Annotated in this window: 18 protein-coding genes; 9 read left to right on the top strand and 9 right to left on the bottom strand. The window is 73.4% G+C overall.

Features of this window, described 5'->3' with window-relative positions:
- The first annotated feature begins 87 nt into the window (after positions 1-87).
- On the top strand, positions 88-876 hold the full coding sequence (locus KUV85_RS12010; RefSeq protein WP_219960130.1) for an IclR family transcriptional regulator: 789 nt from the start codon (positions 88-90) through the stop codon (positions 874-876).
- Positions 877-900: 24 nt separating this feature from the next.
- Positions 901-2,085, top strand: a complete 1,185-nt coding sequence (locus KUV85_RS12015) for a 4-hydroxybenzoate 3-monooxygenase (protein WP_237690134.1) — start codon at positions 901-903, stop codon at positions 2,083-2,085.
- Positions 2,086-2,118: 33 nt separating this feature from the next.
- On the opposite strand, the gene KUV85_RS12020 is transcribed toward KUV85_RS12015, so the two are convergent.
- The 3 genes from KUV85_RS12020 to KUV85_RS12030 all read right to left on the bottom strand — a co-directional run bounded on the left by KUV85_RS12020 (position 2,119) and on the right by KUV85_RS12030 (position 4,690).
- Positions 2,119-2,715 carry a carboxymuconolactone decarboxylase family protein gene (locus KUV85_RS12020; protein WP_219960132.1) on the bottom strand — a complete coding sequence of 199 codons (597 nt, stop codon included), beginning with the start codon at positions 2,713-2,715 and terminating at the stop codon, positions 2,119-2,121.
- Between the two features lie 65 nt (positions 2,716-2,780).
- Positions 2,781-4,118: a uracil-xanthine permease family protein gene (locus KUV85_RS12025; RefSeq protein WP_219960133.1), complete on the bottom strand. Its 1,338-nt coding sequence runs from the start codon at positions 4,116-4,118 to the stop codon at positions 2,781-2,783.
- Positions 4,119-4,249: 131 nt separating this feature from the next.
- On the bottom strand, positions 4,250-4,690 hold the full coding sequence (locus KUV85_RS12030; RefSeq protein ID WP_219960134.1) for a DUF309 domain-containing protein: 441 nt from the start codon (positions 4,688-4,690) through the stop codon (positions 4,250-4,252).
- A gap of 789 nt (positions 4,691-5,479) precedes the next feature.
- On the opposite strand from KUV85_RS12030, the gene KUV85_RS12035 reads away from it, so the two are divergent.
- On the top strand, positions 5,480-6,901 hold the full coding sequence (locus tag KUV85_RS12035) for a helix-turn-helix domain-containing protein (RefSeq protein ID WP_219960135.1): 1,422 nt from the start codon (positions 5,480-5,482) through the stop codon (positions 6,899-6,901).
- Between the two features lie 92 nt (positions 6,902-6,993).
- On the opposite strand, the gene KUV85_RS17640 is transcribed toward KUV85_RS12035, so the two are convergent.
- The gene (locus KUV85_RS17640; protein WP_273543986.1) at positions 6,994-7,119 is read right to left on the bottom strand and encodes a hypothetical protein; all 126 of its coding nucleotides are present in this window, start codon (positions 7,117-7,119) and stop codon (positions 6,994-6,996) included.
- Positions 7,120-7,703: 584 nt separating this feature from the next.
- Here KUV85_RS17640 and KUV85_RS12040 point away from each other — a divergent pair.
- Together KUV85_RS12040 and KUV85_RS12045 are read left to right on the top strand one after the other, a co-directional pair.
- Entirely contained in the window at positions 7,704-8,234 is a 531-nt protein-coding gene (locus KUV85_RS12040; RefSeq protein WP_219960136.1) for a GNAT family N-acetyltransferase, read from the top strand.
- Positions 8,235-8,251: 17 nt separating this feature from the next.
- The gene (locus KUV85_RS12045; protein ID WP_219960137.1) at positions 8,252-8,587 is read left to right on the top strand and encodes a GNAT family N-acetyltransferase; all 336 of its coding nucleotides are present in this window, start codon (positions 8,252-8,254) and stop codon (positions 8,585-8,587) included.
- 14 nt (positions 8,588-8,601) lie between these two features.
- On the opposite strand, the gene KUV85_RS12050 is transcribed toward KUV85_RS12045, so the two are convergent.
- Entirely contained in the window at positions 8,602-9,489 is an 888-nt protein-coding gene (locus tag KUV85_RS12050; RefSeq protein WP_219960138.1) for a LysR substrate-binding domain-containing protein, read from the bottom strand.
- A gap of 91 nt (positions 9,490-9,580) precedes the next feature.
- Between KUV85_RS12050 and KUV85_RS12055 the strand changes: the two genes are divergently transcribed.
- The 4 genes from KUV85_RS12055 to KUV85_RS12070 are packed head-to-tail and all read left to right on the top strand — an operon-like array spanning position 9,581 to position 13,005.
- Positions 9,581-10,795, top strand: a complete 1,215-nt coding sequence (locus KUV85_RS12055; RefSeq protein ID WP_219960139.1) for an acetyl-CoA C-acetyltransferase — start codon at positions 9,581-9,583, stop codon at positions 10,793-10,795.
- Positions 10,795-11,568, top strand: coding sequence for a 3-oxoadipate enol-lactonase (gene pcaD / locus KUV85_RS12060; protein ID WP_219960140.1), 774 nt, complete (start codon positions 10,795-10,797; stop codon positions 11,566-11,568). The genes KUV85_RS12055 and pcaD overlap by 1 nt, the downstream gene beginning before the upstream one ends.
- Positions 11,565-12,362 carry a CoA transferase subunit A gene (locus KUV85_RS12065; RefSeq protein WP_219960141.1) on the top strand — a complete coding sequence of 266 codons (798 nt, stop codon included), beginning with the start codon at positions 11,565-11,567 and terminating at the stop codon, positions 12,360-12,362. Before pcaD ends, KUV85_RS12065 begins: the two co-directional genes overlap by 4 nt.
- 1 nt (position 12,363) lies before the next feature.
- On the top strand, positions 12,364-13,005 hold the full coding sequence (locus KUV85_RS12070; RefSeq protein ID WP_219960142.1) for a CoA transferase subunit B: 642 nt from the start codon (positions 12,364-12,366) through the stop codon (positions 13,003-13,005).
- A gap of 15 nt (positions 13,006-13,020) precedes the next feature.
- On the opposite strand, the gene KUV85_RS12075 is transcribed toward KUV85_RS12070, so the two are convergent.
- The 4 genes from KUV85_RS12075 to benC all read right to left on the bottom strand — a co-directional run bounded on the left by KUV85_RS12075 (position 13,021) and on the right by benC (position 21,162).
- Positions 13,021-14,259: a benzoate/H(+) symporter BenE family transporter gene (locus tag KUV85_RS12075; RefSeq protein WP_219960143.1), complete on the bottom strand. Its 1,239-nt coding sequence runs from the start codon at positions 14,257-14,259 to the stop codon at positions 13,021-13,023.
- Entirely contained in the window at positions 14,246-16,975 is a 2,730-nt protein-coding gene (locus KUV85_RS12080) for a helix-turn-helix transcriptional regulator (protein WP_219960144.1), read from the bottom strand. The genes KUV85_RS12075 and KUV85_RS12080 overlap by 14 nt, the downstream gene beginning before the upstream one ends.
- A complete protein-coding gene (locus KUV85_RS12085; protein ID WP_219960145.1) occupies positions 16,972-18,339 on the bottom strand; it encodes an MFS transporter in 1,368 nt (455 codons plus the stop codon). Before KUV85_RS12085 ends, KUV85_RS12080 begins: the two co-directional genes overlap by 4 nt.
- A gap of 93 nt (positions 18,340-18,432) precedes the next feature.
- Entirely contained in the window at positions 18,433-21,162 is a 2,730-nt protein-coding gene (gene benC, locus KUV85_RS12090; RefSeq protein WP_219960146.1) for a benzoate 1,2-dioxygenase electron transfer component BenC, read from the bottom strand.
- Between the last annotated feature and the right edge of the window lie 29 nt (positions 21,163-21,191).

The following is a 21,191-nucleotide window of genomic DNA, read 5'->3' on the forward strand; positions in this document are numbered from 1 at the left end:
GATCGCGAGGCGGCGTGCGTGACGCCGGTCTCACCGTGGCCGCGACCCTAGGAGTGACGACGACCACGTCGGCAGTACGGTTTTCCGGTGAGCGGAAGGAACGTCGAGGCCGTGGGATCGGTCGCGTCGACCCGCAGCGTGACCGCGCGAGCGCTGTCGATCCTCGCCGCCTTCGACACCCGCCACCGCGCGCTCACGCTGAGCGAACTGGCCCGCCGGGCGGACCTCCCGGTGGCCACGACGCACCGCCTGCTCGGGGAGCTGGCGGCGTGGGGCGCGGTGAAGCGGCGCGACTCCGGGGACTACGTGATCGGGCGCCGGCTGTGGAGCGTCGGCCTGCTCGCCCCCGTGGAGACGGGACTGCGCGAGCTCGCCTCCCCGTTCCTGCACGACCTCTACGGCGCGACCCGCGCCACGGTGCACCTCGCCGTCCGCGACGGCACCCAGGCGCTCTACCTCGACCGGCTCGCCGGCCACGCCTCCGTGCCCGTCATCAGCGAGATCGGGGTGCGGCTGCCGCTGTCCACCACCGGCGTCGGCAAGGTGCTGCTCGCCCACGCACCGCCGGAGGTGCGCACCGAGGTGCTCGCCCACCTGCGCCGGCACACGCCGTACACCATCACCCAGCCCGGGCTCCTGCAGCGGCAGCTGGACCGGGTACTGGAGGAGGACATCGCCACGACGACCGAGGAGATGACCCTCGGTGCGTGCTCGATCGCGGTGCCGATCCGTCGCGGCACCGAGGTCGTCGCCTCCCTGGGCGTGGTGGTGCCGAACCTGCAGCAGCAGGCCCAGTTGGCCTCGGCGATGCAGGTCTCGGCGCGCAGCATCGGCCGCGCCCTGTCGCCGCTTTCGGTGAACGGAAACCCCACCTAGCCCGGACGGCCCCGGGCCCCTTGGATGGTGCGGGTGAGGACACAGGTAGCCATCATCGGCGCCGGACCCGCCGGCATGCTTCTCTCCCACCTGCTCTCCCTGGAGGGCATCGAGTCGGTGGTGCTCGAGACCCGCTCGGAGGAGTACGTCGCCTCCCGCATCCGCGCCGGCATCCTGGAGCAGTCCACGGTCGACCTGCTGCGCGACCTCGGCCTCGCCGACCGGCTGGAGCGCGAGGGCGAGGAGCACCACGGCATCCACCTCCAGTGGCCCCACGAGCGGCGCCACCTCGACTTCGCCGAGCTGATCGGCCGCTCCGTGTGGCTCTACGGCCAGACCGAGGTGCAGAAGGACCTCGTCGCCGCCCGCCACCGCGACGGCCAGGAGATCCACTACGAGGTCAGCGGCACCACGCTGCACGACGTCGAGACCGACCACCCGTGGGTGGAGTACGTCGACGCCGCCGGCCGGCCCTGCCGGCTCGACGCCGACGTGATCGCCGGCTGCGACGGCTCCTTCGGCCCGTCCCGCGCGACGGTGCCGGACGGCGTACGCCGCCGGTGGGAGCGGTCCTACCCGTTCTCGTGGCTCGGCGTGCTCGCCGACGTCGCCCCCTCGACCGACGAGCTGATCTACGCCCGCCATCCCGACGGCTTCGCCCTGCACTCGATGCGCTCGCGCGAGGTCAGCCGGTTCTACCTGCAGGTGCCCAACGAGACCGACCTGGCCGACTGGCCCGAGGACCGGATCTGGGAGGCGCTGGCGACCCGGCTGGGCCACGACCGCGACGGCTGGACCCTGGCCACCGGACCGATCACCGAGAAGAGCGTGCTGCCGATGCGGTCGTTCGTGATGAGCCCGATGCGCCACGGCCGCCTGTTCCTCGCCGGGGACGCGGCGCACATCGTGCCGCCCACCGGGGCGAAGGGGCTCAACCTGGCCGTGGCCGACGTCGCACTCCTCGCCCCCGCGCTCGCCGCGCTGCTGGGCAAGAACGACGCGACGCTGGCCGATGCCTACTCCGCGACCGCCCAGCGGCGGGTGTGGCGCTGCACCCACTTCTCCTGGTGGATGACCACGATGCTGCACACCGACGGGGACCCGTTCAACCACCAGCTCCAGGTCTCGCAGCTGGACTGGATCACCTCCAGTCGCGCCGGCGCCGCCGGCCTGGCGGAGAACTACGCCGGGCTCCCCATCGGTTTCTGAGCACGCCGGGCGCACCGGCGGCGACGGAGTGGCTCAGTCCTGCGGTGCGTGGGAGCCGGCCTCCCAGCCGGCGCCGGTGAGGTGCTCGCGGGCCCAGGTGAAGGGCGACTGCTCGAGCTCGGTCGCCATGGTGTCGTTCCAGCGGTTGAGGAACCCGAAGTTCGCCATGACCGCGACCAGCTCGACCACCTGCTCGTCGGAGAAGTGGCGTCGCAGGTCGGCCATCTGCTCGTCGGTCACGGCGTTGGGGATGCAGCCGGCACCGTGGGCCACCCGGAGCGCGGCCCGCTCGGCCTCGTCGAAGAGCGGACTGGTCTCGAACTCGTACATCGCGGCGAGCTTGTCCGCATCGGCCCCCCGCTGCTCGGCGACGTGGGAGGTGTGGGCCTGGCAGTAGGTGCAGCCGGCGGCGGAGGACACCATCGCCGCCACCATCTGCTTCAGGACGCCGCTGACGCCGCGCTCGGCCATCACCACCGCGTTGAGCCGGGCGAAGGCCTCCATCAGCTCGGGCCAGCGGGCCATGGTCAGCGTGCTGTTGGGCAGCACGCCCAGGGCCCGCTCGACCGAGGCGAACGTCGGCTCGTGCTCGGGGAGGTCGGCACGGTCCAGGGGGTCGATGCGGGGCACGTGGTTGCTCCTTGCTCTCGGTGTCGGGTTCTCGGCGCGGTTCGGCGTACGACGCGGCCCGCCGGTCAGCCGTGGCCCTCGGCGCCCACGGGCCGGTCGGCATCGCGCTCGTGCTTGGGCTTCATCCAGTACAGGCCGGCGGCGATGACCGCGGCCGGCACGATGCCGGAGGTGAACAGCGCCGCGAGGTTGTCGGGCAGCTGGGCAGCGACCTCGGGGCGCAGCGCGAAGCCCTGGCCGACGACGACGGAGACCGCGATGATGATCAGGTCGTTGTGGGTCAGCGGGTTGGTGGTGATCAGGCTGATGCCGGCCGAGATGATCATGCCGAACATCACGACCGCGGCACCGCCGATGACCGGCGCCGGGACGACGGCGATCACCACGGCCAGCTTGGGCACGAACCCGCAGATGATGAGGAAGCAGCCACCGATGGTGACCACGAAGCGGCTCATCACGCCGGTGAACGCGACCAGGCCGACGTTCTGGGAGAACGAGGTGTTGGGCAGGGCGCTGAACAGCGCCGCGACCGCGGTGCCGAGGCCGTCACCCATCAGGCCGCCCCGCATCTCGCGCGGCGTGGGCTCGCGACCGTCGCCGGTCTTGGTCAGCGCCGAGATGTCGCCGACGGTCTCGATGGAGGTGGCGACGGCCATGGCGCCCATGGCGATCAGCGCGGCGGCGGGGAACTCCAGTCCGAACTCCAACGGCTGCGGCGCGGCCACCCAGCGCTCGTCGGCGACGCGACCCCAGTCGACCATCCCGAGCGTGGTGGCCAGCAGGTAGCCCAGCGCCAGGCCGAAGAGGACGGCGGCGGCACCGACGAAGCCCTTGCCGAAGCGGTAGATCAGCAGGATCGCGACGAGCACGAAGGTCGCCACGCCGAGGTTGCGCAGCGAGCCGAGGTCATCGCTGCCGGCCCCACCGGCGAAGAGCAGGATGCCGGTCGGGATCAGCCCGATGCCGATCACCAGTACCACCACGCCGGCCACGAGCGGCGGGAAGAGGTGACGGATCCTGGTGAAGACCGCACCGAAGGTGATCTGGACTGCGCCGGCGAAGAGGGCACCGCCGAACACGGCCGCCAGGCCGTACTCCTGGGCGAGCGGAATGGCCACCACGAGGAAGCCGAAGCTGGTGCCCTGCACGATCGGCAGTCGCGCACCGACCGGACCGATGCCGACGGTCTGGATCAGCGTGGCGATGCCGGCCACCAGCAGCGCCATCTGGACCAGGAACGCGGTGTCCTCGGGACTGGACCCGATCGCACTGGCCAGGATCACCGGGATGGTCACGTTGCTGGCCATCATGACCATCACGTGCTGGAGCCCCAGCGGGACGGCGGTGCGCAGCGGCGGGCGGTCGTCGGGCCCGTAGCGCAGCGGGGTGGCAGTCGTGCTCATGGCGGATTCCTCGGGTGTCGAAGCGACAGTGGTGCTTCAAGGTAGGGAGGAACCGCCGCATCCGGACACGAGGTCAATTGCCATGACTGGACCGTCGAGTTCGGTAGGTCTCGACAGTGACAGGGGACGGTTCAGCAGGGCGCGGCGTCGCCCCGCAGCCGGGCGCGGGCGCAGTCGACGAGGCCCGCGAGGTCGAGCCCGTACGCCGGGGCCGCGGTGGCGGCGTACGCCTCGAGCTGGCCGGCGGCACGTTCGACGAGGCGCTCGGCCCCGACGGCATTGCCGCGCTCGTGGTGGGTCAGGCCCACACACACCTGGGCGAGCCCCTGCCACAGGGGGCGTTCCTCCTCCGGGCAGGACTTCCACCGGACCTCGAGCGCCTCGTGCGCGGCGAACGGGCGCCCCGCGTCGAGCAGCTGGCGGGCGTAGGCGAGCGTCTCCGCCGGCGGCAGGGGCTCCTCGGAGATCGGCTCGACGCCCTCGACCCCGTAGGGCAGCGGGCGGCCGAGGCGGTCGCGCGGCCTCGCCTGCTCGGCACGGCCCTGCGCGTTGCGGTCGCGTTCCCTCGCCACGGTCGGCTCACCCCTCGGTGCTCGGCTGCCGCCATGGTCCCATCCAGCGCAGGGTGACCGGGCTCACGGCGTCGTGGATGCGCCCTGCGACCTGGGGGCCCGTAACGTGAGTCGGAGTTGCACCATGTGCTCGGCCCCGGGGGGACGGCGGCGAGCACGGAACGACATGAGGGGGAACACCCACCCGATGAGAATTCACGGCAGTTGGTGACCATCGGTGCTCCGGGGCTCGGCCCGGAGCACCTTCTTCATGGGCCCGGCGCCGCTCGTCGACGGTGATGCGACATCACTCCACCACCCCACCCGTAGTGTCACGGTGGACCGCGTCCCGCACGCGGTGCCGCGATGGAGCCACCCGTCTCCTCCCCCCTGGGGCGGGTGGCTCCTTCCGGTCCTTTCGGACCATGCCCACCACCCGATCATCGGGTCCGGCGCCACTCCGTCCCGACTAGGTTGGGACCAGCTGTTCGGGCGGCGTCGCCCGAGCCCTGCTCAGTCCGACCGCTCGGCGGCCGTAGTGTCCCCATCGACCTGGGGGGACGGCGGGTGCACTGCGGCCACCACATGGGGTGCGGCCGCGACCGTCGCCGCACGAGGTGCCAGCTGCCCGTGCAGCCCTCGCGTGAGGTCTCGATCCCCACCGGCGTCATCCATCACTCGTCGTCCGCCACGCGACGCGCGACTCGGCGGTCGCACCCGACCCGCTGGCAGCAGCCCACCGACAGCCCTGTCGCAACCTCGGCGCGCCACAGCGTCGACTGTGCCTATAATCGACCGCAGGAGGCACAAATGGGCACATTGGACGTCACAGAGGTCGGTCATGCCGAATTGCTGCGCGCGATGGACCCACGCGTCCTCGGGGGCCGCATCCGGGCCGCACGCGAGGCACGCGGCCTGACCCAGCAGCAGCTGGGCGGAGCGGACCTGTCCGCCGGCTACCTCTCGCGCATCGAGAACGGCGCGCGACGTCCCGCACTGCCCGTGCTCCAGGACATCGCCCTGCGCCTGTCCACGTCGGTGGACCAGTTGCTCCGCGGCATGTCGGCCGCGGCCTACGACGAGATCCGGCTCGACCTGGACTTCGCCGAGATCGCGCTCGAGTCCGGCGAGGCGAGCGACGCCCACGCCCGCGCGAGCAGCGGACTGCAGCGTGCCCAGGCGGCCTCGCAGGCCGACCTCGCCCTGCGGGCGCGCCTGCTGCACGCCCGCGCGCTGGAGTCCCTGGGATCGCTCAACGACGCGATCCTGGACTACGAGAAGGCGCTCGAGTCCGCCACCGGACTGCTCGCACTCCAGGCCGGGATCGCCCTGAGCCGGTGCTACCGCGAGTCCGGCGACCTGGCGCTGGCCATCGAGGTCGGCGAACGCCTCAAGCGGGTCATCGAAGACGCCGACCTGGGCAACACCGACGAAGCGGTGCGGCTCGCGGTCACCGTCGCGGCGGCGTACGCCGAGCGCGGCGACGTCGCCCGCGCGACCCGGATCTGCGCCGACGCCGTGCGTCGCGCCGAGACCGTCTCCTCACCCCAGGCCCGCAGTGCCGCCTACTGGAACGCCAGCATCCTCTACGCCCGCCGGGGCGAGGTGAGCGACGCGATCCCGCTGGCCAAGCGCGCCCTGGCCCTGCTCGCCGAGGGCACCGACGAGCGCAACCTCTCCCGGCTGCGCCTCACGCTCGGTCGACTCCACCTCTCCGCCCCCGAGCCGGACATCGCCGAGGCGGTCGAGCACATCACCCGCGCACGGACCGACTTCGGCTCCTCGAGCGCGAGCGTCGTGGACGTCTCGTTGAGTGACGTGTCCCTCGCCCAGGCCCACGTGATCAACGGCGACCCCGACGCGGCGGCCGAGATCGCGCACCAGGCCTTCGACAACGCCCCCGAGGAGGCCTCGATGGTGCGAGCCGAGGCGCTGGTGATCCTCGGGCAGGCCGAGGCAGCGCGGGGTCGCGAGACCGAGGCCAAGTCCGCCTACCAGCGGGCTGTCCACCTGCTCTCGGCAGCCGGCTCGGACCGGGGAGCCGCACAGCTGTGGCTCGAGCTCGGCGAGCTGCTCAACGGCCTCGGTGACACCGAGGCCGCCATCGCCGCCTTCCGCAGCGCCACTGCCGCGAGCGGACTGCGCACGCGGGCGCACCTCAACACCGGACGGGGCGTCCACATCCCCAGCGCCATCACCGAGGTCGAGACGGCGGACGTCTCGGCGGACTGAGGTCCACCGACGAGGCCACCGGCGGGGTTGCCCGCTTGCCTCGTCAGCTCACCCCGTTCATGACGGGGTACGACGGGTACGTCGTGGTTCGGTCAGCAGCACCAGGCGTCGCGGCCGGCGGAGATCGTCCCCTCGGGCTCGGCGGGGGTGACCGCACCCAGACCCATCGCGGCCACGGCAGCCATCGACACCATCGCGAGCTTCATGCGCTTCGTCATTTTCTTCTCACCTTCGTGAAAGGGGTTTTGCCCAACGGACGTACTGTGGCACAATCTGTCACAAGCGCTTGGCACTTTGCTAGGACAATCTCGGGGATGGAGCCGAAAGACCTTCGGATCCGTCCCCACCGTTGTCCGTCCCCCCCGTGAAGTTCCCAGCGCGAGTGTCCACGGATTTCCAGCGCACCCCCCAGCGCACGGAATGCCCCATGACACGCAGTGGCGTGGCCCCCGGTACGGGTACCGGGGGCCGCGATGCTTTTCACACCCGTTGGCACAATTGCCATCTCGCTGGCATGCACGGGCAGGGGCCTGACCTCGATCCGGGGAGCAACGGGACCCCGGCGGCAGTCGCGAGGTCCGTGGTCGCACTGCATCGAAGCACGCCGTTGCCACCGGGGCGTGCCACCGCGACGCCCACGAGCGGTCGTGTCGGCGCGGGAACGGATCGGGCGGGAGCCCTGCCGGCTCTCCGGCGCGGGAGGATGGGGGTCCACCACTCCACGGTGCGGCGTACGCCCGGCGCGGGGCATCCTTCAGATGGGGCAAGTCGGGCGTGTGGACACACGTGTCACCATTGATGAGTGAGCGACAGCAGGGTTCGGGTCCTGGACGAGTCGGACTGGCGGATCTATCGAGACCTCCGTCTCGAGGCACTCCGCGAGTCCCCTGACAGCGTGGTCGGCAGCCGGGAGGCCGAGTCCGACCACGACGAGGCATTCTGGCGCGACCTGTTGCGCGAGGAGCCACGGTTCGTCGCCGAGCGCGACGGCCAGGCCGTGGGCATCGTCGGACTGCACCCCGCGCCGGACGACCCCGACGTCGCGGAGGTCCTCGGCCTGTGGGTCGCGCCCACGATGCGCGGCAGCCGCATCGCGTGGGAGCTGGTGGCCGCAGCGACTGATCGTGCCCGCGACCAGGGCCGCACGCAGCTCTTCTTCTGGGTCGCCTCCGACAGTGGCGCGGCGGTCGCCTTCGCGAGCACCTTCGGCTTCCGGCCGACCTCCCAGCGTCGTACGGCGCCGGCCACCGAGGCCGCCACCCCGCAGGAGGAGGTCGCCATGGTGCTGCCCCTCGTGGACGACCCCAGCGCGACCAAGACCCCGTGGCACTGAGCCGGAGGATCCCTTCGATGAGCGAGACGAGCACCGACGTCGCCGTGCGCGACAACCCCGACCGGAGCCGCTACGAGATCCTGCTGGCCGACGAGGTCGTCGGGTTCTCCGCCTACCAGCTGGCGGACCGCCGGGTCACCCTGGCGCACGTCGAGGTCGACCCCGCCCACGGCGGCCGGGGCCTGGCCAGTCACTTGGTTCGCGCGCAGCTCGACGACGCCGCGCAGCGCGGCCACGAGGTCGTCCCGGTCTGCCCCTTCGTCCGCAAGACGATCGCCGACCACCCCGACCGCTACCTCGACCTCGTCCCCCGCGGCGAGCGCGCCCGGTTCGGCCTCCCGGACCAGGACTGAGGCGGGGCGGCGCCCTAGGTCTGCGCCAGGACCGTCGCGAGCACCTGCAGGGCTCGTGCCGGTGCCGGCCGGTCGTCCTCGGCCCGCACGGCCGCCGCGAGGTCGACGTACGCCGACGGCGAGGCGAGCGGCCGGTGCGTGACGCCGTCGACGCCCAGTGCCGCCACGGGCTCGGGCACCACGGCGATGCCCAGGCCCGCGGCGACGAAGGTGACCAGCGTCGAGGTCTCCTCGACCTCGTGGCGCACGTGCGGCTCGAAGCCGGCCTCGCGGCACAGCGACACCACGGCGCCGTGCATCACCGAGCGGCGTGAGGCGTGCACGACCATGTCCTGACCCCGCAGGTCCTCGACCCGGAGGCGGCGCCGCGAGGCGAGCGGGTGGGTGTCGGGAAGGAGCACGATCAGGCCGTCGCGGCGCAGCGTGGTGAGCCGCACCCCCAGCTCCTCGACGGGCGGCCGCAGCAACGCGACGTCGAGGCGGTGGGCCATCAGCTCCGCGACCTGGTCCGGCACCAGCATCTCGCCGCGCACGGCCACGTCCAGCAGCGGGAACTCGCGACGCAACGCGACCACCAGGGCGGGAAGCAGGCTGTAGGTCGCCGAGCCGACGCACCCGATGACCAGGCGTCCCTCCACACCGCTGGCGATCCGACGTGCCTCGTCGCCGGCGGCCTCCACCTCGCCCAGCACCACCCGGACGCGGTCGAGGTACGCGCGGCCGGCGGCGGTCAGCTCCACGCGGCGGGTGGTGCGGTCCAGCAGCCGCACCCCCAGCTCGTCCTCCAGCTGACGGATCTGCTGCGACAGCGGCGGCTGGGCCATGTGCAGCCGCTCGGCGGCGCGGCCGAAGTGCTTCTCCTCGGCGACGGCCCGGAAGTAGCGCAGGTGGCGGAGCTCCATCAGGCGTCCTCACCCAGTGATATCTGTGACGTCCCAATCCGCACGAACTGAGTATTTCACAGTATCGCTGCGCGTCCCTACCGTGGACGACATGACTGACGTGGTGATCTGCGAACCCCTCCGCACCCCGGTCGGCCGGTTCGGCGGCGAGCTCGCCGCGGTGTCCGCCGTGGACCTCGCCGGTGGGCTGCTGCGCGAGCTGGTCCACCGGACCGGGCTGGGCGAGGGCGACGTCGACGACGTCATCCTCGGCAACTGCTACCCCAGCGGGGAGAACCCCGCCATCGGCAGGATCGCCGCCCTCGACGCGGGCCTCGGCACCGGCGTCCCGGGCATCCAGATCGACCGGCGCTGCGGATCCGGCCTCCAGGCCGTGCTGTACGCCGCCGGCCAGGTCGCGACCGGAGCGGCACGCCTCGTCGTGGCCGGGGGCGCGGAGTCGATGTCGCAGGTCGAGCACTACGCGCTGGGCCTGCGCTCGGGAGTGAAGCAGGGTGGCGTCGACCTGATGGACCGCCTGGACCGCGCCCGCACCACGGCGGGCGGCCGTCACCACCCGGTGCCCGGCGGCATGCTGGAGACCGCGGAGAACCTGCGCGCGGAGTACGACATCGCCCGCGAGGAGCAGGACGAGCTCGCGGTGCGTTCGCAGCAGCGCGCCGGCGCCGCCCACGACGAGGGTCGCTTCGCCGACGAGCTGGTGCCGGTCACCGTCCCCGGGCGCCGGGGCCGCCCGGACACCGTCGTCGACCGTGACGAGCACCCGCGCCCCGACACCACGCTGGAGCAGCTCGCCGGCCTGCGCGCCGTGCGGCACAAGCTCGACCCCGCCTCCACGGTCACGGCCGGCAACGCGAGCGGGCAGAACGACGGCGCCGCGATGTGCGTCGTGACGACCCGCGACGAGGCCGAGCGCCGCGGACTCCGCCCGCTCGTCGCACTGCGGTCCTGGGCGGTCGCCGGCGTCGGCCCCGAGGTGATGGGCATCGGTCCGGTGCCCGCCACCGCCGCCGCCCTCGAGCGCGCCGGCCTCACGCTCGACGACATCGACGTCATCGAGCTCAACGAGGCCTTCGCCGCCCAGGTCCTCGCCTGCTTGCGGGAGTGGCGGATCGACGCCACCGACGAGCGCCTGAACCCCAACGGGTCCGGCATCTCGCTGGGCCACCCCGTCGGCGCCACCGGCGCCCGCATCCTCGCGACGCTCACCCACGAGATGCGGCGCCGTGAGTCGCGCTACGGACTGGAGACCATGTGCATCGGCGGCGGCCAGGGTCTCGCCGCGGTCTTCGAGCGGGTCGCCTGATGGCCGCCGTCGACGTCCACCACGTCCTCAGCGGCCCGGAGTCCGCCCCCGTCGTGGTGCTCTCCAACAGCCTGGGCTCGACCCACGCGATGTGGGACGCGCAGGCCGACGCCCTGGCCGAGCACTTCCGGGTCGTGCGCTACGACACCCGTGGCCACGGCCGGTCGCCGGTGCCCGACGGTCCTGCCACGATCGACGACCTGGCCGATGACCTCACCGCGCTGCTGGACCGGCTCGACGTCGCCCGGGCACACCTGGTGGGCCTCTCCCTCGGCGGGATGACCGCGATGCGGGTCGCGGCGCGTACGCCGGACCGCGTCGACCGGATGGTGGTGCTGTGCACCAGCGCCCACCTCTCCCCCGCCTCTTCCTGGACCGACCGCGCCGCCACCGTGCGGGCGGGGGGCGCCGCGGCCGTGGCCGAGGCAGTCGTCCAACGCTGGTACACCCCGGGCTTCCTCGAGTCCCACCCGGCCGAGCGGGGAGCGGCGGAGCAGATGGTCGCCGCGACGCCGGCCGAGGGCTACGCCGCGTGCTGCGAGGCGATCGCCGGGATGGACCTGCGGCCCGACCTGCCCCGCATCCAGGCACCCACGCTGGCCATCGCCGGCGCCGACGACCCGGCCACGCCACCGCCCCACCTCACCGAGATCGCCGAGACCGTGCCGCACGGGCGACTGCTCGTCGTACCCGATGCCGCCCACCTCGCGAACGCCCAACAGCCCGGGACGATCACCCCGGCCGTCATCGACCACCTCAGGGAGCAGCAGTGAGCACCGACAAGACCGTGAGCAGCGCGGCGGAGGCCGTCGCCGACGTGGCCGACGGGTCCGTGCTGGCCGTCGGCGGGTTCGGGCTCGCCGGCATCCCCACCCACCTCATCGAGGCACTCCTGGACCAGGGCGCCTGCGACCTGACGGTGGTGTCCAACAACTGTGGCGTCGACGGTGCCGGGCTCGGCCTGCTGCTGGAGGCGGGCAGGATCAGCCGGGTGATCGCCTCCTACGTCGGCGAGAACAAGGAGTTCGCGCGGCAGTACCTCTCCGGCGAGCTGACCGTGGAGCTCACGCCCCAGGGGACGCTCGCCGAGCGGATGCGTGCGGGCGGCGCCGGCATCGGCGCGTTCTTCACCCCGACGGGAGTCGGTACGCCGATCGCCGAGGGCGGGCTCCCGTGGCGCTACCACCCCGACGGCAGCGTCGCCGCGGCCTCGGAGCCCAAGGAGGTCCGCACCTTCCACGGCCGGGAGATGGTGCTGGAGGAGTCGATCGTGGCCGACGTCGCCCTGGTGCGCGCCGCGAAGGCCGACCGCGCCGGCAACGCCGTCTTCCACGCCGCCGCGCAGAACTTCAACCTGCCCGCGGCCATGTCCGGCCGGCTCACCCTCCTCGAGGCCGAGGAGGTCGTCGAGGTCGGCGAGATCGGGCCCGATGAGGTCCACCTGCCGGGGATCTTCGTGCAGCGGGTCCTGCCGCTGACCGCGGAGCAGGCCGCCCGCAAGGGCATCGAGAAGCGAACGACGCGGGGCGAGCGGCCCTCGGCCGCCGCCGGATCGGAGAGGAACTGACATGGCCTGGTCGCGCGACGAGATGGCGGCACGCGCCGCCCGGGAGCTGCCCGACGGCGGCTACGCCAACCTCGGCATCGGCCTGCCCACGCTGGTCCCGAACCACCTGCCCGCGGACTCCACGGTCACGCTGCACGCGGAGAACGGCATCCTCGGGGTGGGCCCCTTCCCGTATGAGGACGAGGTGCACCCCGACCTGATCAACGCCGGCAAGCAGACCGTCACCACCCTGCCCGGCGCCTCCTTCTTCGACTCCGCCACGAGTTTCGCGATGATCCGCGGCGGCCACGTGGACGTCGCCGTCCTCGGCGGCATGGAGGTCGCGGTCAACGGTGACCTCGCCAACTGGATGGTGCCCGGCGCGATGGTCAAGGGCATGGGGGGCGCGATGGACCTCGTCAGCGGTGCCGAGCGGGTCATCGTCCTGATGGACCACGTGACCAAGAAGGGCGACCCGAAGCTGCTCGAGGAGTGCACGCTGCCACTGACCGGGCGGGCCGTCGTCTCGCGCGTCATCACCGACCTCGCCGTGCTCGACGTGGGCGGCGACCACTTCGGCGTGGTCGAGCTCGCCCCGGGCGTCACGCTCGACGAGGTCGCGGCCCGCACCGGCGCACCGGTGCGGGACCGGCTCCCCGCCTGATCGGCGGCGTCGGGCCTAGCGGCGGCGGAAGTCGTCGGCCTCGAGCAGGGCGGACACGGCGAGGCCCACCACCAGGCCCCAGAAGGCGGCGCCGACGTTGAGCACCGTCACATCGGCGACGGTCACCAGGAAGCAGAGCAGCGCACCGGTGCCGAACGGTCCCGAGAACGCGGTGGTGAACGCCCCCTGCAGCGCCCGCAGCATCGCCAGCCCGCCGAGCACGGCGACGAACGCCGTCGGCGTCGCGGACATCAACCGCACCATCCCGGGCGCCACGATGCCGAACCCGATCGCGAGCAGTCCGCACCACACCGCGGCCGCGTAGTGGCGGTCGCGGTCGCCGGAGGCGGTGAGCAGCGCGTTCGTGGGCCCGGTCAGGCACGTCGACACCCCACCCAGCAGCGCCGTCGGGAAGGACAGCACCCCGCAGGCGAGCGTCACCTGGTTCATCGGCGGCCGGTGTCCGGCATCGCGCAGCACGGCCATCCCCTGCCCGTTCTGGACGACGAGCACGGTGATCGCGAGCGGTACGACGAGCTCCGCGGCCGCCGCTCCGGTGAACTCGGGGACCTGCCACACCGGTGTGACGACCCAGTCGCCGGACGCCGCAGCCGGGTCGAGGCGCCCGGCGAGCAGCACGACCCCCGCCCCGACCACGAGGGCCGCCAGGATCGGCGGGACCCGGCGAGCCATCGCCGGGACCGCGGTGCAGAGCAGGAAGGTCACGACCATCGGTGCCGCGACGGCCACGTCGTGTCCGACGGCGGTGACGAGTCCGAGACCGAACTGGAGGAACACCCCCGCCACCATGGCCATCACGATCGGCATCGGCAGCAGCCCCATCACCCGGTCCACCCGGCCGGTGAGCCCGACCAGGAGCACCAGCGCCGCGGTCAGCACGTAGGCGCCGACCACCTCCGACCACCGCAGGCCGGAGGCCAAGGCCTGGCCCACGAGGACCGTCCCCGGGATCGTCCAGAAGAAGCACAGCGGCTGCCGGTGCACCAGCGCCGCGACGATGGTGAGGCCGCCGTTGAGCGCGAACACCGCGAAGATCCACGACGCCACGACCGACTGCGGCAGGTCGCCGGTACGTGCGACCGCCAGGATCACCGCCACCGGTCCGGTGATCGAGAACAGCAGTCCCACCAGGCCGTTGCCGAGCTCGTCGGGACCGAGGTCGCGTCGCAGGGCACGCAGAGCGCCCAGGGCTCCGCGCGGCGTACCGGACTCGGTCCGGTCAGTCGTCGTCACGGTCGGCCACCCCCGATGCGGCGTTCCGGCCGGCCGCGAGCTCGGTGCGGGAGCGGATGCCGAGCTTCGCGTAGATCCGGGTCAGGTGGTACTGCACGGTCTTGGTGGACAGGTAGAGCTCCGCCGCCGCCTCCTTGTTGGACAGCCCGCTCGCGACGAGGTCGGCGACCGCCTCCTCCTGCGGGGTGAGGTCGGCGGGGCCGCGATCGGCGCGGACCGCGTGGACGCCACCGGCCTTGAGCTCCCGGTCGCACCGGGCGACGTACGTCGTGGCGCCCAGCGCGACGTACTGGTCGCGCGCCGCGGAGATCAGGCCGTCCGCCTCGCGGCGCTTCCCGGCCCGGCGGAGCACCTGTCCGTAGGCGAAGGTCGTGCGTGCGCGGTCCAGTCGCAACGGCAGCCCGTTGAGCGCGTCCAGCGAGTGCTCGAACGACGCGCGCGCGGCGTCGAGGTCGCCCGCGGCGGCGTGCCAGCCGGCCCGCGCCCGGGCCAGTCGCGCGATGGTCGAGCGGTGCCCCTGGGCGGCCGCGCGCTCCTCGTGGGGGCGCAGGACCTCGTCGGCCTCGTCCGGGTGGCCGTCCGCGACGAGGGCGCTCGCGAAGAGGCCGACCCAGGGCCAGTAGCCGGGCTCGGCCACCGACTCGGCCAGCGAGGCGGTGGTGAGCGGTCGCAGCGCACGGACGACGCCGTCGTGGTCGGCCCGCGCCTCGGCGTACGCCGCCCGGGCGAGCGCCGTGGGCACGCGCATGACGGCGTAGTCCTGCGGCGCTGCCTCGGCGTCGGCCAGCGCCACTCGCGCCGCGTCGAGGTCGCCGCGCAGCGCATGCACCTGGACCGCGGTCCAGTCCAAGAGGGGGCGCGCCAGCACGATCTCGCTCGACTCCAGGTGACCGCGCGACTCGGAGACGGTGCGCAGTGCGTCGTCCCACTCGCCGGTGAGGAACTGGGTGCGGGCCAGCCAGCCGCGGGCCCACAGCGAGATCCGCGACGACCCGCCGAGGTGGTCGGTCGGGACGGCTGCCTCCAGCTCGGACCGGGCGTCGTCGACCTCGTCGCGGGCGAGGTGGAGCCATCCGGAGCCGAGCTTGATCCGCTGGGCCTGTGCGCCGTGCGGCACCTGCTCGGTCAGTCGGGCGTAGGCGCGTTCGGCCTCCTCGCCGCGCCCGCAGGCGACGAGCCCGAGCCCGCGGATCGCGGCCGCCTCGGTCCCCGCCGGATGGTCGGGCGCGACGAGGTCGATCGCGCGGTCGGCCCAGCCGACCAGCTCCTCCCACCGGCATCGCGAGAGTGCGTGCAGGACGTAGCGCTGGCAGATGAGCGCGGCGACGTCGGGCTCCCGCTCCGGGTTCACCAGGTCCCACGCCCGGGCCAGCCGCGACGCCGCCTCGTTGCCGCGGCCGCGCAGGATCGCGAGGTAGGCCAGCACGGCGTTGCGCAGCGGCGTCTCGCGCAGGCTCTCGATCTCGGGGATGAGGGCGGCCGCCCTGCGACCCTCCCCCGCGCCGACGAGCGCGTCCACGGCACGGGTCAGCCGGGACTCGCGGTCCAAGCGGTCCTCGGTGAGGCGGCTCGCGTCGGTCAGGAGGGCAGCGGCATCGCCCCACGCCCCGGCGGCGGCGCGCTCCTCGGCCAGCTGCGCCAGCTCGTGGGCCAGGTCCGCATCGGGGGTGGGCGCGGCGGCGACGCGGTGCCGCAACGCGGCGGTCGGCTCGTGGACCACCTCGGCGGCGCGACGGTGCAGCGCGGCCGCAGCCGGTGCGCCGATCCCGTCGAGGACGGCCGCCGCGACCATCGGGTCGACCGGGGCGACCCGGCGGCTGCCGGTCGGGCCCGACAGCCGCACCAGGTCGGCGGCCACGGCCGCCGCCACGGCCGGCCAGACGTCCTCCGCGGCGAGGCCGCCGAGCTCGACGGCGGCCGCGAGCGAGTCGTCGTGGCGCAGCACGGAGGCGGCCTCGACCAGGTGCCGCGCGACCGGGTCGAGGCGTGCCAGTCGCTCCTGCACCCGGGCCGTGACCGCGGCGGGTGCCGGCAGGTCCGGATGGGGGCCGTCCCAGGTCGCGCGGGGCAGCTGCTCGAGCAGTGCGACGACCGCGCCGGGCAGCCCCGTCGTGTGGCGGTGGAGTCGCTCCGCGACCCACGGCGTGAGCGCCACCCCCCGCCCTGCTGCGACGGCCACCACCGCCGCGATGTCCAACGGGTCCAGCACGATGCGGTCCGCGACCGCGGCGAGCAGCTCGACGGCATCGGGTGCCGCCGTGGGCGGTGGCGTCGACGGGGTGGCGAGGACGACGAGCCCGGTGGCGTCGGGCCGGTGGCGCACCAGGCTCACCAGCGCCCGGAGCGAGACGGCGTCGGCGTACTGCGCGTCGTCGACCAGCACGAGCGCCACGGCGTCGGGGGCGGCGAGGCGGTCGGCCAGATGGTCGGCCAGGTGGTCGGCCACGGCCCCGGGGTCCGTCGCCCCGGCCGCATCCGGGACGCCGAGGAGCTGGTCCACGACGCCGCCGTGCCGCTCGACCTCCCACGGCAGGCCGGTGGCGCGCAGGACGACGCCGTCGTGCTGGTCGGCGAGACGGTCGAGCACCGCACTCCGCCCGACGCCCCGCGGACCGGTGAGGACGGTCAGCAATGGCCCGCGCTCGCGGACCCGGCGCAGGCCCTGCGCCAGGTCCGAGAGGGGGGCCTCTCGACCCACGAGCGTTGCTCCCGTCACACGCTCACGGTAGAGGAGTCCGACCGCGGGGCTGCCGGGCTCGAGGCGGCCTCCTCGTCGTGGCCGACGCCGGGCACCAAGGAGGTGACGAGCGCACCCACCAGCGAGATCCCGCCGAACAGGTAGAACGCGGTGGTGCCGCCCACGCCCGCTCCGACCAGCACGCCGCCGAGGATCGGGCCGACGATGCCGCCGAGGCGACCGAAGCCGGCGCACCAGGCGACGCCGGCCGCCCGGGCCCGCGTGGGGTAGTAGTTGGACACCAGGCCGTAGATCAGCACCTGCGTGCCGATCGTGCCGACACCGGCGATCGCGACGGCGACCAGCAGGATGCCCAGCGGCAGGTCCAGCGGCAGCAGTGCCAGGGTGAGCGCGGCGAGGACGAAGGTGCTCGCCACCACCCGCTTGGCGCCGATCCGGTCGGCCACCAAGGAGGCACACAGGCCGCCGACGATGGCGCCGAGGTTGAGCACCAGCAGGAACGTCATCGAGTACGACGCGCCGTACCCGTTGTCCTGCATGATCTTCGGCAGCCAGGTGTTGAGGCCGTAGGTGAGCAGCAGTCCGCCGAAGCTCATCGTGCCGAGCAGGAGGGTGGGCCAGGCCAGGGGGCGACGGACCAGCGCGCCGAACCCGACGTGGCCGCGCTCCGCGCCGGGGGCGGCGGCGTCGACGGGGAGGTCGATGCCGGTGCGGGCCGCCTGCGCCTGCGCCTCGGCCACGCGTCCGCGGGCCAGCAGCCACTTCGGCGACTCGGGCAGTTTCGCCCATGCCAGCGGCAGCAACGTCACCAGCGGGAGGGCACCGATCCAGAACAGCGGGCGCCACCCGGCGGAGTCGGGCACGACCAGGGCGATCAGGGCGGCGAGCACGCCACCGGCGGGGACGCCGCTGTAGACGATCGCGTTGAGCCGGTTGCGCTGGCCCTGGGGCGCGAACTCGGCGACGAGCGCGCCGACGGTCGCCACCAGGGCACCGACGCCGACGCCGGTGAGGAAGCGGAAGGCCCCGAAGACCTGCACCGTCGGCGCCACGGCGGTCGCCGCCATGCCGAGCGAGAACCAGGCGAGGTTGACCAGCATCACCCGGCGACGCCCGATCCAGTCACCCACCGCACCGGCGGTGAGTGCGCCGACGAGGACGCCGACCAGCGCGTAGCTGCCCAGCGCCCCGGCCTCGCCGGCCGTCATCGGTCCGAGCTGGGAGGGGTCGTCGAGGAGGGTCGGCACGACGGTGCCGTAGACGACCAGGTCGTAGCCGTCGAACATCAGGGCGAGGGTCGACAGGGTGACGACCCAGATGAGGCTGCGGCGGCCGAGGGCGTGATCGCCGGTGCGGCCGCTGAGCCGACTGGATTCGGACATGACGGACTCCAGGGAGGTGTCGGGGTGGATGGATCGCCCGGGATCCTCGTCCCGGGACGCGGTGGGGTGGGCCGGGCGGGTCGGCCCACGTGGTCAGCCCGGGTCGCCGCCGGCGACGGGCAGCACGGTGCCGGTGATGTAGGACGCCTCCGGTGAGGCGAGGAAGGTGATGGCCGCGGCCTGCTCGTCGAGCGTGCCGTAGCGGTGCATCAACGAGGACTCCAGCGTCTGGTCGATGTGGGCGCGGAACCACGCGCGTTCGCGGTCCGACCCGGGTTCCGGCGTACCCCGCGGGATGCGGCGCGGGGGCGCCTCGGTGCCGCCCGGCGCCGTGGCGACCACGCGGATGCCCGCCTCGGCGTACTCCATCGCGAGGGAGGCCGTGATGGCGTTGATGCCACCCTTGGCTGCGGAGTAGGGGATCCGGTGGATGCCGCGCGTGGCGGCCGAGGACACGTTCAGGATCACGCCGCGGCCGCGGGCGACCATCCCGGGGAGGACCGCGCGACAGGCGTGCAGCGTGGTCATCAGCGACCGGTCCACCTCGGCGCGGATGTCGGCGTCGGTGAACTCGGTGAACGGCTTGAAGTTGATGGCGCCGCCGACGTTGTTGACCAGCACGTCGACCCGGCCGAAGCGGGCGAGGGCCAGGTCGACGATCGTCGTGGCGCCGTCGTACTGCTCGAGGTCGGCGGTGACCGCCAGCGCCTCGCGTCCGGCGCCGGCGAGCTCCTCGGCCACGCCGTGGACCAGGTCGGAGCGGTCGGCGAGGACCACGGCACCGCCCTCGGCGCTGACCCGGCGGGCGACGGCCTCACCGATGCCCTGGGCGGCCCCGGTGACGAGGACGACCTGGCCGTCGTACCGGCCGGGGCTGACGTACGCCGGGCGCAGCCGACCCTGCTGGTCGGCCATCGCACGCCGCATCGTCAGCTTGGACCGCTCACCGTGCTCGGCGACGAGGCGGCGCGCGGTCGCACGGTCGCCGGCGGCGAAGGCGTCGACGATCTCGACGTGGTCCCGTGCGCACCGCGGGTGGCACCAGGTCGCGTGGCGCAGGACCTCCTCCATGTGGCCCTGCACCCCGAGGGCCCGGTAGGCCTGCAACAGGTGCTCGTTGCCGGTGAGGGTGAACAAGTAGTCGTGGAAGGCCGCGTTGGACTCGGTGTACGCCGCGGCGTCGGTGAAGCGATCGCCCTCGACGTGGGTCAGGGTCGACTCGGCGAGCAGCCGGTAGCCCGCCAGCTGGGAGGAGGAGAGCCGGCCGATGGTGAGCTCGACGGCGCCGAGCTCGAGGGCCTCGCGGGCCTCGAAGATCGCGTCGGACTCGTGGACCGAGGGGTGCTCCTCACCGATCTCGTACTGTCCCGGCGCCTCGCGGTCCGACGGGACCGGGGTGTCGGTCGGGTGCGCGGGCTCCGCCGGCGCCGGCAGCATCGGCTGGCCGATGACCGCACGCGCGTCGGGGTCGGCCACGGGGTGCTCGCCCTCGTCGAGTGCGAGCACGGGGCCCTCACCGGTCGGGGCGCACATCGTCTGGCCCATGACGCAGCGGGCGGTGGCGACCTCGGCCTCCCGGTCCGGCACGGCGCCCGGACCGACCGGGGACGGGTCGGCGACCGGCAGGACCACCTGCCCGATCAGCGCGCGGCCCTCCCCGGCGAGACCGATGACTCCGGCGAGCGCCGGCGGGGCGACGCCGGCCTCGGGGCCCGGCCGGTCGCGGGGCTCGGACGCTGCCGGCGCGGGCTGGTCGGTCGCCGGGGACTCCTCGGACAACGGGTCCTCCGACTCCTCGGGCACGGTTGCGGCGGAGGCGCCGGAGAGCGCGAACTTCTCGTAGTAGAAGCCGGTCGGCTCCACGCCCGCGTCCGCGAACTGGGTGCGCACCGCCTCGACCATCGGCGGCGGACCGCAGAGGTAGACCGCGACGTCGCCGCCGTGGAGGTGCTCGGCGTCGATCAGTCCCATCACGTAGCCGGTGTTGGGCGCCCGACTGTCGGGGTCCGCGACGCAGTAGTCCCAGGTCAGCCCGTCGATCCCGTCGGCCAGCGCGCGGATCGCGTCGAGCTCGACCAGGTCGTCGTCCGAGCTCACGCCGTAGACCAGGTGGACCGGCCGGGCGCTGTCGTCGGCGTGCAGCTGGCGCAGGATCGACAGGATCGGCGCCAGGCCGGTGCCGCCAGCCAGCAGCAGCACCGGACGCTCGGCCTCGCGCAGGAAGAAGCTGCCGTTGGGACCGGTGAAGGTGATCTCGTCGCCGACCGCGGCGCGCTCGGTCAGGTAGTCCGACATCGCCCCGCCCGGCGTCAGCTTCACCAGGAAGGAGAGGCCCTCCTCCCCCGGTCCGTTGCTGAAGGAGTAGGACCGCGTCTCCTCGGTGCCCGGCACGGCGATGTTGACGTACTGGCCGGGCAGGAAGGCGAGGTCGGACCGGTCCGGCGTCTCGACGGTGATCGCCACCGTGGTCGGCGAGAGCCGGTCCAGCCGGGTCAGCGTGCCGGTGTAGGTCGCGGCCCGGGTCTTGGCGACCGCCGAGGTGCTGGCGATCTGGAGCACCAGGTCCGACTTCGGCTTCGTCTGGCAGGTCAGCACGTAGCCGGCCGCGGCCTCGGACTCGGTCATGGCGTCCTCGACGTAGGAGCCACCGTCGTACTCGCCGGACTCGCACAGTGACTTGCAGGTGCCGCAGGCGCCGTCGCGGCAGTCCAGCGGGATGTTGATGCGGGCCCGGTACGACGCGTCCGCGACGGTCTGGTCGTCGTCACAGTCGATGAAGCGAGTGACGCCGTCCTCGAACGCAAGGGCTACCTGGTGACTCATGGCGGGTGGTCTCCGGATTCGTCGGCAGT

It is taken from the genome of Nocardioides panacisoli (genome assembly GCF_019448235.1).
In the GTDB taxonomy this organism is placed as follows: domain Bacteria; phylum Actinomycetota; class Actinomycetes; order Propionibacteriales; family Nocardioidaceae; genus Nocardioides; species Nocardioides panacisoli_A.